This is a genomic window from Ammoniphilus soli, assembly GCF_040813775.1.
Window position 1 is genome coordinate 1 of record NZ_JBEGDL010000069.1, and the last position, 13,056, is coordinate 13,056.

At 36.9% G+C, this 13,056-nt stretch carries 16 protein-coding genes and 3 pseudogenes; 13 read left to right on the plus strand and 6 right to left on the minus strand.

The window, feature by feature from the left end; all coding sequences use genetic code 11:
• Positions 1–572: 572 nt before the first annotated feature.
• The 3 genes and pseudogenes from ABLT31_RS37355 to ABLT31_RS39140 all read left to right on the plus strand — a co-directional run.
• A pseudogene (locus ABLT31_RS37355) lies at positions 573–700 on the plus strand (YVTN family beta-propeller repeat-containing protein); the annotation flags it as partial.
• Between the two features lie 128 nt (positions 701–828).
• Positions 829–996 carry a hypothetical protein gene (locus ABLT31_RS39135; protein WP_462976589.1) on the plus strand — a complete coding sequence of 56 codons (168 nt, stop codon included), beginning with the start codon at positions 829–831 and terminating at the stop codon, positions 994–996.
• Positions 993–1,103: a hypothetical protein gene (locus ABLT31_RS39140; RefSeq protein ID WP_462976590.1), complete on the plus strand. Its 111-nt coding sequence runs from the start codon at positions 993–995 to the stop codon at positions 1,101–1,103. Before ABLT31_RS39135 ends, ABLT31_RS39140 begins: the two co-directional genes overlap by 4 nt.
• A gap of 51 nt (positions 1,104–1,154) precedes the next feature.
• Here ABLT31_RS39140 and ABLT31_RS37365 read toward each other — a convergent pair whose 3' ends face one another.
• On the minus strand, positions 1,155–1,355 hold the full coding sequence (locus ABLT31_RS37365; RefSeq protein WP_367760815.1) for a hypothetical protein: 201 nt from the start codon (positions 1,353–1,355) through the stop codon (positions 1,155–1,157).
• Here ABLT31_RS37365 and ABLT31_RS37370 point away from each other — a divergent pair.
• From ABLT31_RS37370 to ABLT31_RS37380, 3 genes are all read left to right on the plus strand, one after another.
• Positions 1,321–1,431, plus strand: a complete 111-nt coding sequence (locus ABLT31_RS37370; protein WP_367760800.1) for a hypothetical protein — start codon at positions 1,321–1,323, stop codon at positions 1,429–1,431. The genes ABLT31_RS37365 and ABLT31_RS37370 overlap by 35 nt on opposite strands.
• 188 nt (positions 1,432–1,619) lie before the next feature.
• Positions 1,620–2,678, plus strand: coding sequence for a YheC/YheD family protein (locus ABLT31_RS37375; RefSeq protein ID WP_367760801.1), 1,059 nt, complete (start codon positions 1,620–1,622; stop codon positions 2,676–2,678).
• Between the two features lie 441 nt (positions 2,679–3,119).
• A complete protein-coding gene (locus ABLT31_RS37380) occupies positions 3,120–3,605 on the plus strand; it encodes a BclA C-terminal domain-containing protein (RefSeq protein ID WP_462976591.1) in 486 nt (161 codons plus the stop codon).
• 430 nt (positions 3,606–4,035) lie between these two features.
• Here the strand turns inward: ABLT31_RS37380 and ABLT31_RS39145 are convergent.
• Positions 4,036–4,598, minus strand: a pseudogene (locus tag ABLT31_RS39145) (IS110 family transposase); the annotation flags it as partial.
• A gap of 431 nt (positions 4,599–5,029) precedes the next feature.
• Here ABLT31_RS39145 and ABLT31_RS37395 point away from each other — a divergent pair.
• Together ABLT31_RS37395 and ABLT31_RS37400 are read left to right on the plus strand one after the other, a co-directional pair.
• A complete protein-coding gene (locus ABLT31_RS37395; RefSeq protein WP_367760805.1) occupies positions 5,030–5,575 on the plus strand; it encodes a DUF1036 domain-containing protein in 546 nt (181 codons plus the stop codon).
• A 249-nt stretch (positions 5,576–5,824) separates the two neighbouring features.
• A pseudogene (locus ABLT31_RS37400) lies at positions 5,825–6,413 on the plus strand (glycosyltransferase).
• Between the two features lie 223 nt (positions 6,414–6,636).
• On the opposite strand, the gene ABLT31_RS37405 reads toward ABLT31_RS37400, so the two are convergent.
• Complete coding sequence (locus ABLT31_RS37405) at positions 6,637–7,281, minus strand: YczE/YyaS/YitT family protein (protein ID WP_367760806.1); 645 nt, start codon at positions 7,279–7,281, stop codon at positions 6,637–6,639.
• A 116-nt stretch (positions 7,282–7,397) separates the two neighbouring features.
• On the opposite strand from ABLT31_RS37405, the gene ABLT31_RS37410 reads away from it, so the two are divergent.
• Positions 7,398–7,850, plus strand: coding sequence for a MarR family winged helix-turn-helix transcriptional regulator (locus ABLT31_RS37410; protein WP_367760807.1), 453 nt, complete (start codon positions 7,398–7,400; stop codon positions 7,848–7,850).
• Positions 7,851–7,874: 24 nt separating this feature from the next.
• A complete protein-coding gene (locus tag ABLT31_RS37415; protein ID WP_367760808.1) occupies positions 7,875–8,393 on the plus strand; it encodes a GNAT family N-acetyltransferase in 519 nt (172 codons plus the stop codon).
• A 98-nt stretch (positions 8,394–8,491) separates the two neighbouring features.
• Here the strand turns inward: ABLT31_RS37415 and ABLT31_RS37420 are convergent, their stop codons facing one another.
• Positions 8,492–8,842, minus strand: coding sequence for a cupin domain-containing protein (locus tag ABLT31_RS37420; protein WP_367760809.1), 351 nt, complete (start codon positions 8,840–8,842; stop codon positions 8,492–8,494).
• A gap of 100 nt (positions 8,843–8,942) precedes the next feature.
• Between ABLT31_RS37420 and ABLT31_RS37425 the strand changes: the two genes are divergently transcribed.
• A complete protein-coding gene (locus ABLT31_RS37425; RefSeq protein WP_367760814.1) occupies positions 8,943–9,554 on the plus strand; it encodes an FMN-binding negative transcriptional regulator in 612 nt (203 codons plus the stop codon).
• A gap of 133 nt (positions 9,555–9,687) precedes the next feature.
• Here the strand turns inward: ABLT31_RS37425 and ABLT31_RS37430 are convergent, their stop codons facing one another.
• Positions 9,688–10,059, minus strand: coding sequence for a hypothetical protein (locus ABLT31_RS37430; RefSeq protein ID WP_367760810.1), 372 nt, complete (start codon positions 10,057–10,059; stop codon positions 9,688–9,690).
• 283 nt (positions 10,060–10,342) lie between these two features.
• Between ABLT31_RS37430 and ABLT31_RS37435 the strand changes: the two genes are divergently transcribed.
• Positions 10,343–11,050, plus strand: a complete 708-nt coding sequence (locus ABLT31_RS37435) for a DNA alkylation repair protein (RefSeq protein ID WP_367760811.1) — start codon at positions 10,343–10,345, stop codon at positions 11,048–11,050.
• A gap of 491 nt (positions 11,051–11,541) precedes the next feature.
• On the opposite strand, the gene ABLT31_RS37440 is transcribed toward ABLT31_RS37435, so the two are convergent.
• Positions 11,542–12,300: an MBL fold metallo-hydrolase gene (locus tag ABLT31_RS37440; protein WP_367760812.1), complete on the minus strand. Its 759-nt coding sequence runs from the start codon at positions 12,298–12,300 to the stop codon at positions 11,542–11,544.
• Positions 12,301–12,418: 118 nt separating this feature from the next.
• On the opposite strand from ABLT31_RS37440, the gene ABLT31_RS37445 reads away from it, so the two are divergent.
• Positions 12,419–12,832 carry an Lrp/AsnC family transcriptional regulator gene (locus ABLT31_RS37445; RefSeq protein ID WP_367760813.1) on the plus strand — a complete coding sequence of 138 codons (414 nt, stop codon included), beginning with the start codon at positions 12,419–12,421 and terminating at the stop codon, positions 12,830–12,832.
• The last annotated feature ends 224 nt before the right edge of the window (positions 12,833–13,056 follow it).

The following is a 13,056-nucleotide window of genomic DNA, read 5'->3' on the forward strand; positions in this document are numbered from 1 at the left end:
AACCGCTCGTACGGTTTGATGAGGGAGGACTGGGAAACCAGTCCCCCACTCTACAATTTTCTACCAGTTTGTGACAAATATATCACACCCAGCACAGCAATGTCCAACACCATTTTCTTCTCATATAGACACGAATTACGTCCGTTCTTTTCAATCATCCGGAAGAGTTGGAGAAAAACCTGTTGAACTTCTTGGGTTTGTTTTTTTGGGGTATCATGTATGGAGTCTTTTACCAAACATATTACTTTGAATTCGCTTGCTTCTTTCTATTTCTACATCAGAAGAAGCCTACGCATCTGAACCATGAGAGAAGAACTGAGTAGAATGTTAATAAATTGCCCATATAGATGATATTCAAACCGTTCAATTTTTATCGGATTAAAGAGACATTTAAGGTTTATACCTTGACTTTTCTAAATGTACTTGTTTTCGAGCAATTACAAAAAAACGGTAATTAATGTGTGGAAATCACCATTTCTATTGAGATACATATGATGGATTCAAATCATTAAAAGAAGGTGATTTTTTTGGGAGTTTTACCTCCTGGTCCCCTTGGTCTTCCTGGATCAATATCAGTCAATCGCATTTATGTAGCAAATTTTATTAGTAACGATGTTTCCGTGATTGATGGTGCAACCAATACGGTGATTGCTACCGTTTTGGTCGGAACTCGTCCATTTCAGTAGGGGTCAATCCTTAGGACGGCTTTGCTATTTCTTTTCGTTCATGGATGTCCAGATATTGTCAACATATAAAAAATAGAGAAAAAGATTAGGGATCTCCGATAATCTGGGTTATGTAATTAGGCTAAAGAAGGAGGTTAAAACAGTGGCTATAGTCACCCCCTTTCTCGCTAGCATACGATTTAAAGCCACAGCAGGAGACGGAACTGGATACAATATTCTTGCTATAGCGTTCACTAACAACGAAGGTGTAGCTGCTACCCCGCATTCCCAGCGTCATTTGCTTATTACAATCTTTACATTAACTGTATGATTCAGGAAGGTAATTCCTCAACTGTTACGACCGCTGAAATCACAATTCCAAATGGTGACGCACTCGATCCCGCAACTCCAATTTTAGTTGAATTTTTTGTGAAATAATCATTTTTCATTGTTGAAAATGAGTCCTTATTGTTTTTGGATGGTTGGCATTTAGTTCACGGTATAACAATCATCTAGATTAGAGTTGTAGGTATAGCTATTTTGGGAATAGTCATTTCTTAAAACTTCAAGTTCTTCGCCGATTAAAATCGGCTTTTTCCAAATATTAAACAAAATAGCCGACGTAGGAGTAAATCCTTTCACGAACCGAATTTTCGTGGAAAATAGAGACAGTAACACTGTCTCGGTCATTAGCGGACTTTCCAATACCGTCATAGCCACGGTTCCAGTAGGTAGTGGACCAAATTGCGTAGGGATAAATCCTTAACGACGCGATTTCGGTTCTGGATGGGAAAAGCAAGATAGTAATTGCTGTCATTGAGGTTGCGAACGAGATGGTGTTGCGGAGAATACAGAGAAGAAGAGTCCTGTTTATGTTGCCAACATTGCAGGTGCAAACTGAAATTACGATAACATATTTATACAAAGTCGTTTACCTTTAAAGGGGTGTTTTTTTTGAATATTTTTAATGTGAGGGTGGAGCGGCTTAAAAAAGGACCTCCCCTTATTGGAATCTGCATATCCAATGCTAAACCAGAATTCAAAAATATAGTGAAAAGAAGGCTTCAATTGTATCCAGAGGATGCAACCCTTCTCATTTTCCGTATACTGGACTTGAATTTTGGGCAGTTAAAAAGCAGAGGAGATTGTTTGGAAAAGAAAAAGGGTCAAATAGAACAAAAACAGGGTTTTTTTCCCTTTCCTGATGTCATCTTTATGCAATGTCATGCGGATCGTAAGATTGTGAACCGTATAGAGAAAATTATTGGTCGTAAAATATTCAATAATCTCCTATTCGATAAATGGGAATGTTGGAATCTATTGAAAGTGTATAACGAATTATGCGATCATCTTCCTGATTCAAGGAAATTAGAAAATGAAATTGATATGCAACAATTTTTGTGCGACTACGAAGATGTGTTATTGAAACCAGTCAATGGACATTCTGGTAAGGGGATTGTTCGTGTAAAATTACAAAAGGCAAGGAACATTGAGGCGATCTATCTACAAAACGGTGAAATGATAAGTGAAGAATTCGATTCTTTCAGAGACTTTTGGGATTGGTTTTCAGCGAGATTACCCAATCAGTCCTTTATCATTCAGCAAAGTATTCAAACTGTGAAATTGGCGGAAATGGCTACCGATGTACGGCTTCACATGAATAAGAATCATAAGGGTGAATGGCAAGTGTCTACTTTGTTATTCCGTGTCGCCACCAATGATAGCCACATCGCCCATACACTCAAATGGGTTTTAGGTATCGACTATTTGGAGAAAATGTTCTTTGAAATTGATATGGAGAGAGCTATTGTGGACCTTGGGTTAAAGATTTGCAAGGCATTCGATAAATCCGGATATCATATGGCAGATTTGGGAATTGATATGGGTTTGGATGAAAACGGGCATCCCTGGATTTTTGAAGTGAATCCACTTCCGTTTCCGCACTCTTTACAAAATCAATATTACGCATTCACGAGACCGATTGAATACGCTAACTATCTGCTCTCAAAATGATAGCTTATTAATATGTTTGTGATGCATCAAAAAGTGGTACGGACACATATATCACACCCAGTAATGTCCAACACCGTTTTCTTCTCATACTGATGTGACTCACGTCTGTTCTTTTTATCATCCTAAAGAGATGGAGAAAAACCTTTGTGTTGAACTTCTGGTTTTTTTTTAGGTATCATGTAAGGAGTCTTTTACTAAATATTTTACTTTGTTTTCGCTAACTTATTTCTTTTTCATCATCAAAAGAAGCCTACGTATCTGAAACATGAGCGAAGAACTGAGTAGAATGGAATTGCCCATATAAGTGGTATTCAAACCATTAGATTTTTATCGGATTAAAGAGCCATTCATGGTTTTTTGAGCAATTACAAAAAATGATTAATGTGTGGAAGTCACCATTCTATTAAGATGCATATGATGGATACAAATCAATAAAGGAAGGTGATTTTTTTGGGAGTTTTACCTCCTTGTAACTGCCCTCCTGGTCCTCCCGGTCCTCCTGGACCTGCAGGCGGGTTATCCGAATTCGCGTACATTTACAACTTAAGTGAACAAGTAGTTGCGCTAGAGGAGGATGTTATTTTTGATTCAAATGGTCTCCTTACAGCTGGAATTTTGCATCTGCCTGGATCCGATTCGATTCAAATTGTTAATGCGGGTACTTACGAGGTTACTTTCTCCGTGTCAGGTACAGAAGAGAGTCAATTTGCACTATTTTTAAATGAGACCACTCTGGTTCCGGGAACCATATATGCTTCAGGTGCCGGAACGCAGCAAAACAACGGTCAAGCAATATTCACTATAGAAGCGGGCGATGTTCTTACCCTTCGAAATCATAGTTCTAATGCAGCGGTTGGCCTTACGACTCCGATCGGAGGCACACAGGCAAACGTAAACGCTTCTATTGTCATTAAAAAATTAAATTAGTTTCGAATGGATATGGAACTCTCACAAAATCAAAGTGAAGTTGTAAAGCAGCTTTCCAAGCTTTCGATCAAGTGGTCCAGGTGGAAAGGGAGGAAACATTTGGCGGGAATTACCTTGGTTTCACAGGGCTCTAACGGAGAATTCAACAATCTGCAGATCCGAACAACTGGGGAGCCATATGACTAAGGAACTTTTAGAATTAATAATGTAATAATTATTAATTCTCCTAGTGTGCACCCCTTAAAGTAGACAGTGGAAAAACTCCTAGGGAAAATCCATAATACTTTAGGGGGTGCATCTTTATTGGGACAGAAATTTAAGACATATAGTTTTGAGTTAAAAATGCAGGCAGTAGAAATGAGATTACAAGGTAAGACGAAGAAACAAGTGGCAGAGATTTTGGGAATTGAGGATGCTGATCTTCTGAAAATAGTCCAGCCCATGAACACATATGAGGTGCACTGGGGAACTGGTCTTTAACATTCGTTCCAACTTCAGCTAAAATTTGCTCTTCCATGCGTGTAGATATGCCAGGAATAGAATCGAGCCGTTCTACATCTTCTTGGTATGAGCTCACTCTCTGTGTGACTTCTTGATCTAGCATTTCAATCTGCTCTGTTAAAAAATCAATGTGAGTTAATATGGTTTTGATCATGAGTCGTTGATGAGGGCTTACATAGCCCCTAAGAGCGAGTTCCAGTTCATCACATCGGTTTTACGTCCTGGAACAGCTTTAATGTGCTGAGCATTCACCACTAAAAATTCAATATCTTCCGCTTCTAGTAAATTCACAATGGGTTTCCAATATACACTTGTACTTTCCATGGCAACATGAGTGCATCCATGTTGCTTAATCCAATCCACTAGCTGTAGTAGAAATACAGTCTTCGTTGAAAATGTTTGAATCTCCTTTCCTTTTGGTGTCATGATACATGCTGTAATGTTGTCTTTATGGACATCCATCCCACATGCTCGTTCAATGATTACTTCCATTGAAATGATCCTTTCTACGGCTCTGATGATTGGAGGCTGGTGCAACAACCAGAATAGGATTAATCTACCATGAGTGCTTCCGCAAGGGAGCAACATTCAGTGGTGCACCGTGGTCGCTGGAGTCAGACTAAAGGATGGGCTCTAATGGCACCATAGCGCATCGACCTTCCTCGCCAGCCGTAGTAGCAGTATGGGCACTGAAAGCCCATTTTCATTCTCTGTGGTGCACGTTGATTTTGCGCTGCATGGAGGGAAGGGCAGGATTATTGAATAGGTTAGTAGATATATATTGACTATATATTAAATATTATTTCCTTGTTCATTTTGTGTATTAATAGGTTAGAAAATCCATTTTCGTCCGGTTTCCTTTGTTGAAAAAAACTTATAAGATATATAAGAAAAATCAATGATTCAACAAAGGAGTGACAATAATGGCTCTTTTTGTTCGCAACTCTACCCCCAACACGGTATCTGTTGCCATCGGCTACCCTAATGAAGGCTGTTCTGGTAGGACAGCGCAGGTTTTTGGAGGACGTGTCGCTTATCATAGAGGATTGGCAAAGAGAGGTTGGTACAATATCCCGGCTGGTAGGACAGCCCTGGTTTATGGAGGACGTGTCGCTGGGCATTTTTTTTACTTGCACGCCCATGACAGTTTCGGAAATGTGTGGGGTGGTGACGACTTTACCGATGTCCCTAGTGTGGCTTTTGATATGTGCTGGATAGCGAGATGCAAGCCCGGCACCACCTGTAGAAGGCGAGGATTTGACGAACACCTTTTCCGTAACGGTTCTAATCCTTTCGCTCCCGGCGATGGAACAATCGAATTATATTTGACGGGTAGTCAAAGAACATCTAAATCACGTAATATTCGTATAGTATTGCCTACAAAACGAAAACTTAAATATCGAAAATATTCGCATGGTATTATCAATAAAAAGAAAAGGTTATCCAGGAGACTGAAAAAAGAAAATTAAAGGCAGTAATTATAAACAAGTTATTGTGCTAAACGGGATTCTATAGTGCAAAAGCGGTTGCTTGCGATGGCAGCCGTTTTTTTGTTACTCAACTAAAGGGAGAATAGTGGAATAATATGGTGATTAAAATTTTGAGATTTTCAATTATTGTACTATGATAAATTTAATTCCAGAGTTGAGCAATGGTATGAGACAGTGACCCTTACTCTTACACATTTTAGAGAACAATTTATCTAAGGAGCGGTAGAAATGGCACGTGTTTTATTTATTAATGGTGGATCAGAAGGACATATCAATCCAACTATTGGAGTTGTGCAAGAGCTTATTTCGCGTGGAGAAGAGGTAGTGTACTTTACAATAGAAGATTTTCGAGAGCGTATTGAGAAGACTGGAGCTACTGTACGAACATTTGACGGTCAAAAATTTATAAAAGCCTTTATCTCAGGTGGAAGAAATTATTTACTAGAAAGAATCAACGGTCTTTTACTTACGGCAGATATCGTCATACCTAGAGTTCTTGAACAGATCAAAGGAGAGCATTTTGATTACATCATCCACGATTCCATGTTTGGTTGTGGAATACGGGGTTCCGCTAATTGTAATCCCACAAAGCGCGGACCAGCCGATAATTGAAAAAGTTACCAACATCGGAGCCGGTATTAAATTACAAATGCAAAGCTTGACTGCAAATCAACTACGTGAAGCCGTAGATCATGTGTTAAACCACCCATCTTTCCATAAAGCTGTTGCAAATATTAGGGAATCCTTTCAAAAATCGGGTGGGTATCACCAAGCTGTTGATGAGATTATCGAATTTAAAAGTCAATATGATATCTAAATATAAAAATTTCTCAGTTGCCATTATTGTTGACTTTTTCTTAGTGGTTACGGCAACTTCTATTTTAATTAAGTAATGGAACAGGAACTATTATAAAAGCTAGATTGTGAAGTTATACACTTAAAGTAACGGGAGTCGAGAGAGACATAAGATGCACTCCCGATCCTTTTTCTTTTTACTCGGCTAACGGGAGGTTAGTTGAACAAGAAAAATAAAAAGCATTCTATATTGAATGGTTTTTATCTTTATCATAATTTGGTGATGTACTAGAGTGTGTTAATATGCGGTCTAATACTTTTTTAGTAAATGGCATAAAGTAATTAAGTATTAGGCCCCCTAAACAAACGGTTAATAAAGTTCCAACGCCAATTGGTCCATTTAAAATGATTGCCATTATCAAGAATACGAGGTAAATGAATGTTCTCGAAAAAAATATATTTGTTCTAGTTAATTCTTGTATGAATAATGTTAATCGGTCAACTGGAATTGGTGCAAAATTCGTGTGTAAATATGTTGCAGTTCCTAATCCTATAACAACTAAGCCGATTCCAAAACAAACAACTTTGCTGTACCATAGTTCAGGTGTTATCAAATTGTGCAATAAAAAAAGCCACATATCAATACCAATACCCGTTATAAATGCTGTTAACAACCCCAAAACTTCTGGTCTTTGTCTTTTTAAAAATGAATTACAACATATCAATATGAAAGCTATTATTATTTCCCAACTTCCCACAGTAAGCCCCACATTTATGGACAGTCCTACCAAAAGTGCATCAAAAGGTGAAGTTCCAAGGTCTGATTGTATAGTGAAAGAAATACCAAGGGTTAATATTAAAATTCCTAATACATAAAAAACATATTTCACTTTACTCGACCTCTTTATCATTATTTTTTTGTTGCAAACTCAACAAAGTTAGGTTAAATTTAATATATGTCATTTTTATTGCATTTGCAACAAAAATATGTACTAAGGAGTTAATTATGAAGGAAATTCTTCGTGAAATTGGAATGATAGCAAGGGCATTAGATTCTATAAGTAATATAGAATTTAAAGAATATGACCTTACAAAAGGGCAGTATTTGTACCTTGTGCGAATATGTGAAAACCCAGGAATCATTCAAGAAAAGTTAGCTGAGATGATAAAAGTAGATCGAACAACAGCAGCTCGTGCTATAAAAAAACTTGAAATGAATGGCTTTATTGAAAAGAAAGAAGATAAACACAACAAAAAAATTAAAAAACTTTTTCCAACAGAGAAAGGGAAAAATGTTTATCCTTTTATAAAAAGAGAAAATGATTATTCCAATATCGTTGCATTAGAGGGATTTTCCGAAAGAGAAGTAGAAACCATTTTCAATCTTCTTCAAAGAGTAAGAAAAAATATAGAAAAAGACTGGGAATTTGTAAAAAAGGGAAACAAGAGAAATTATTGATTATATAAAGGAGCGACATATTAAATGACTATAAATATAAAAAAGTGTACCCTTGAAGATTCACGCAAACTTCAAGAAATTAGTTATGAAACATTTAATGAGACATTTAAGCATCAGAATTCACCCGAAAATATGAATGCCTATTTGGAAAGGGCATTTAACTTAAAACAATTAGAAAAAGAATTATCCAATATTTCTTCGCAATTCTTTTTTGTTTATTTTAATAATGAAGTCGCTGGATATTTAAAGGTCAATACCAATGATGCTCAGTCTGACGAAATGGGTGATGAATCACTTGAAATCGAGAGGATTTATATAAAGAACAGATTTCAAAAACATGGGCTTGGTAAATATCTGCTAAATAAAGCTATGGAAATTGCGATGGAACGTAATAAAAAGAAAATCTGGCTAGGCGTATGGGAAAAAAATGAAAATGCTATTGCTTTTTATAAGAAAATGGGGTTTGTTCAAACTGGAGCCCACTCTTTTTATATGGGTGATGAAGAACAAATGGACTTTATAATGACCAAAACACTCATATAACTTTTTTTGAAAGGTGGTATTATGTATATTCATCCCTTTTTTTATTCCGTTAACGGGAGATTACCTCAGTAATAACAAAAATAAGGAGCCGATTATCGTTAATCGGACTCCTCTAATAGTTCTGGCTTTTTGTGAGACATAACCATAATCGTACATCCAGATGGACTGATGGGGGCATGAACACTATTAGGTGGGTAGTATAGGTACGAGCCAGCCTCATACTCCTTACCCATATCTGAGTAGATTCCTTCTATTACGAATACTTCCTCCACATCAGGATGTCTGTGTTTAGGATAACCTTTACCGGGTGCAAATCGGACAAGAAATCGACCTTCGTCGGGTTCTAAACGAAGTACCAGTTGCTCTACACCATCACTAATTGTTTTCCACTCTGATGTATTGGTGTTAACGTATTTGAGGTAGTTCATATAAATCGCACCTTTCTGCATGTTAACACTTAACTTCAACGGTGATGGGTTTAATTCCTCTCAAAAATGGTATAACGTGGTATTTATTCTAAAAAAAGAAAATAACCGAGAGGTGGGAACTATGTATATTCCTTCGCACTTTCAAATTGAAGATGTAAAAATTGCTTATGACGTAATAAAAGAATATAGCTTTGCGACCCTATTTTCTCAACACTACGGAATACCATTCGCTACTCATTTACCTTTAATTTTGGATAAGGAGAACAAATATTTATATGGGCATTTTGCTCGTCCGAATCCGCAATGGAAAGATATTAGTAATCAAGTGGTATTAGCCGTTTTTCATGGTCCTCATTGCTATATCTCTCCCTCATGGTACGAGACGAATAAAGCAGTGCCAACATGGAATTATGTGACTGTTCATGTATACGGAGAAGTTGAACTTATTGAGGATGAAAAAGAGTTGATGGATTCCTTACATGAGATGGTATTGAAGTATGAAGCAACTGATAGCCCATATAGATTGCAAGATGTAGACGCTGACTTTATTGCTGGAATGAACAAAGGTGTTCAAGGATTTAAAATAAAAATAAACAAGATAGAGGGCAAAGCAAAGTTAAGTCAAAACCATCCAGAAGACCGACAAGAACTTGTCATCAATCAACTGGAACGGATTTCGAGTGAGGATGAACAAAAGATTGCCTCTCTAATGAAAGAAAACCTCAAAAAATAACGTTTATGTTATTGAACGCTAACGGGAGTCGATACTTGATTAACACGGAATAAATTAATGGCTGCCATTCGAAGGCAGCCTATTGTGCTATTGTGAGTTTAGTTGTTATGTCTTAACCCTAATGCAACTTAAATTACCACCAAAAGATCCACCATTTTTTACTTTGTAATTTAGGAACAAACCCATCAGAGTTGTAGTAGAGAATCTTGCCTGACTCTGCATCAATGTTTATTTCATGATTCTTAACTTCGATATCCCATTCTTTAATAACTGTTGGACTTTCAATAACTATATGCCATTCTTCCCATTGTTCTTTTGAATTTCCGAAATATCTTAGTTGAACGTCTCTTATCTTCCATTGAGTTACATTATAGTTATGAACCAAAAAATCTGTTGCAACTTTTATCGCGTCATCTTTGGCAACTAGCTTGGATGAAGACCAAGTTGAGATAGTAGTGATAATTAGAATAGAGAGTGTGATACATATAGTAAATATTTTTTTCATTGATACTTCTCCTCAACCATGTTTAGTTGATTAAAGTATATGTTTGTACATGTTGTGGAGAACGATAATGAAAGAAATAATTCCGCTCCCTCGTTAGCTTCAGAGCAAGGTTTAGGTTTAATTGTACCAAGAGTACTCAGGGAAAATGTATTTGATCAAACTTCTCTGGAATGGTAAACTGCTTTTGATTTTTTCATCAAGTTAAAGCATTGCTTGATAAGGAATATAAGCTAGATGGTTACAATGAAGTGAGTATGATTATAAAGGAGGGGAGTGCAAATCGATGGATTTCGATATGGTAATGCAGGAACTGGAAGCGCTCGGTAAGGAACGAATCAAAAAGACTTACATAAGCAATGGTGCACACGAGCCGCTTTTTGGCGTAGCTACAGGCGAAATGAAGCCGCTCGCAAAGAAAATCAAGAAAAATCAGCCTTTGGCCGAGCAACTTTACGCCACCGGTAACTACGATGCCATGTATTTTGCGGGCATCATTGCGGATCCAATGACAATGACTGAGGCGGATTTTGAACGTTGGATGGATGCGGCGTATTTTTATATGCTGTCCGATTATGTGGTTGCAGTAACTTTGGCAGAAACCGATATTGCGCAAGTTGTTGCCGATAAATGGATCGCAAGCGGTGAAGAACTTAGAATGTCGGCGGGCTGGAGCTGTTACTGCTGGCTTTTGGGTAATCGCCCGGACGGTGAATTTAGCGAAAGCAAGATTGCCAGTATGCTTGATCAGGTGGAAAATAAGATTCACGATTCTCCAGATCGAACAAAATCCGCGATGAATAATTTTATCTACACAGTCGGGATTTCATATTTGCCGCTCCATGATAAGGCCGTTGAAACCGCGAAGGCAGTAGGCCCAGTCGAAGTCAGGCGGGGCAAGAAAAAAAGTAGTATCCTGCTTGCTTTCGAAAATATTCAAAAGTATATTGATAGAGGGCAGCTTGGTTTCAAACGCAAATATGTAAGGTGTTAGTATAGTTTGTAGTGTATACGCTACGGGAACGATTGTTTAGGAGCAGTGTGCTAACGCTGTTCCTTTTGTTGTTAAAGTATTGGGCAGGATACTTGAAGAAGAGCTGAAACCAAACAACTTAGAAAACTCTTTTCCGAGAAGGAAGTGAGAAAATGACTCAGTATTTCTTTTATTTGATATTGTCATTCGCAATCCTTATGGGAATGTCAGCTAAACGGGAGGATAGTTTAAGAAATGGTTCAAGTCTATTTAATGGGAAAAATATAATATAATATTATATTATATAATCCTATTAAAGATTGAGAATAAACTAAAAAAGGACATCCCGTGCTTTGTAGGATGTCCTTTGCCAAAACATTTATCAACTTGATTCAGCCATACATAATGTCCATAAAGTGGATGGTGTTCAACCCGTTCCCATTAATAGCATTATCTTAAATTATCTCTTCTCTTCTTTAAGATTAAAGCTACAATGTCTGTCCATTTTCACCTTAAAATGAGTATGATTCGCCGTCATCTGGCACTAAAACATGAGAAGAAATTCCTTTTTCATGAATAAAGCTTTTTAATTCTTCTCTTGATAATGCCCCATGATTTAGAGCTTCCAAATGGACAACAATAATTTTTGCGTAAGGGGCAGCCTTATAAACTTCATAGATATCTTCTTTACTCATTATTAGAGAACCGCCCTCTAGTAATTGGACATCTCCATTTACAACAACGATTTCTGGTTTGTGTGTTTCGATTACTTCCTGAACAGCTTCATACCAAACCGTATCTCCAGCTACATATAACGTTTTCTCATTTGGATGCTTGAAGACAACGCCACTCACTTTGCCAATCAATGGCAATTTTAATATCTCTCCTCTTCCATGTTCACCTTTTGTTTTAGTTAACTGGATATCTTCAAAGGAGGTATCTTCTTGTAACACTTCTATATTTAGAAAACCAGCGTTTCTAACTTCTGTTGCATCTTCTTCGTTTTGTACAAACATTTTTATATCTTTTGGCAATACATCTTTGGCAACATCATCAAAGTGGTCTAAATGTAGATGAGTTACAATTACAGCATCTACATTATTAATGATATTGTCAATTGATGTAGGTAAGCTCACTAACGGATTATTATCTTGTCTTAAAGCGGGAAAAGGTGGGTAAGTACCCTTATCTGCTAAAAAGGGGTCAATTAAAAACTTCTTCCCTGCATATTGTACTACGAGTGTAGCATTTCGAATTTGTTGTATATTCATATGAACCTAACTCCTTTTCTTTGAGCTATGTATAGCTTATACTATGACCAATAACGAATACATAGATGAAATCAAGTCTTTTTGTCGTTTTACTTGATTAATGAAAGGAGTTGAATAAATGTTCGATAGCACGGATATTCGTATCTTAGAGGAACTATCCAAGAACAGTCGTATCACGATGAAAGAATTGGGTGAGAAAGTCCATTTGACTGGACAAGCTACTTCAGCTAGAGTTGCGAAATTAGAGGATAATGGCATTATTGAGGGATATACCATTAGAATCAATCAAGAAAAAATGGGTTATGTTGTTCACGCGATAATTAATATCTATACAAAAAACACTTATCATCAACCGTATCTGTCTTTCATAAAAACACATGAACAATACGTAATACATAACTATAAAATCAGTGGAGATAGTTGTTACCTGCTCGAATGCAAATTTCCATCTAATGATATATTAGATGAATTTTTGGAAAGGTTAAACGAGCATGCAAACTATAAATTATCGATTGTTATTAAGACTGTATAAATGGAATATTTACGAATCAACACAATTTTAGCCTTTGCACCCCAGTGAATTAGCAATAAAATTTCACCCGCTGTTTTTGGCTCTTTAAATGAATAGGAAAGTAAGAAAGACGACCATTTTGAAAGTGGTCTTTTTTATTGGATTAATAAAGGGTGCGATTACATGTGATTACAAAATCTGGTTTCATCGAACCATACTTAAACACCAAATAATTTGCTCATACT

Coding starts and splice junctions, on each gene's coding strand:
- ABLT31_RS37365 (WP_367760815.1), bottom strand. CDS start 1,355: ATGACCGAGACAGTGTTACTGTCTCTATTTTCCACGAAAATTCGGTTC.
- ABLT31_RS37440 (WP_367760812.1), bottom strand. CDS start 12,300: ATGAATATACAACAAATTCGAAATGCTACACTCGTAGTACAATATGCA.
- ABLT31_RS37445 (WP_367760813.1), top strand. CDS start 12,419: ATGTTCGATAGCACGGATATTCGTATCTTAGAGGAACTATCCAAGAAC.
- ABLT31_RS37435 (WP_367760811.1), top strand. CDS start 10,343: ATGGATTTCGATATGGTAATGCAGGAACTGGAAGCGCTCGGTAAGGAA.
- ABLT31_RS37420 (WP_367760809.1), bottom strand. CDS start 8,842: ATGCAGAAAGGTGCGATTTATATGAACTACCTCAAATACGTTAACACC.
- ABLT31_RS39140 (WP_462976590.1), top strand. CDS start 993: ATGATTCAGGAAGGTAATTCCTCAACTGTTACGACCGCTGAAATCACA.
- ABLT31_RS37430 (WP_367760810.1), bottom strand. CDS start 10,059: ATGAAAAAAATATTTACTATATGTATCACACTCTCTATTCTAATTATC.
- ABLT31_RS37415 (WP_367760808.1), top strand. CDS start 7,875: ATGACTATAAATATAAAAAAGTGTACCCTTGAAGATTCACGCAAACTT.
- ABLT31_RS37395 (WP_367760805.1), top strand. CDS start 5,030: ATGGCTCTTTTTGTTCGCAACTCTACCCCCAACACGGTATCTGTTGCC.
- ABLT31_RS37410 (WP_367760807.1), top strand. CDS start 7,398: ATGAAGGAAATTCTTCGTGAAATTGGAATGATAGCAAGGGCATTAGAT.
- ABLT31_RS37425 (WP_367760814.1), top strand. CDS start 8,943: ATGTATATTCCTTCGCACTTTCAAATTGAAGATGTAAAAATTGCTTAT.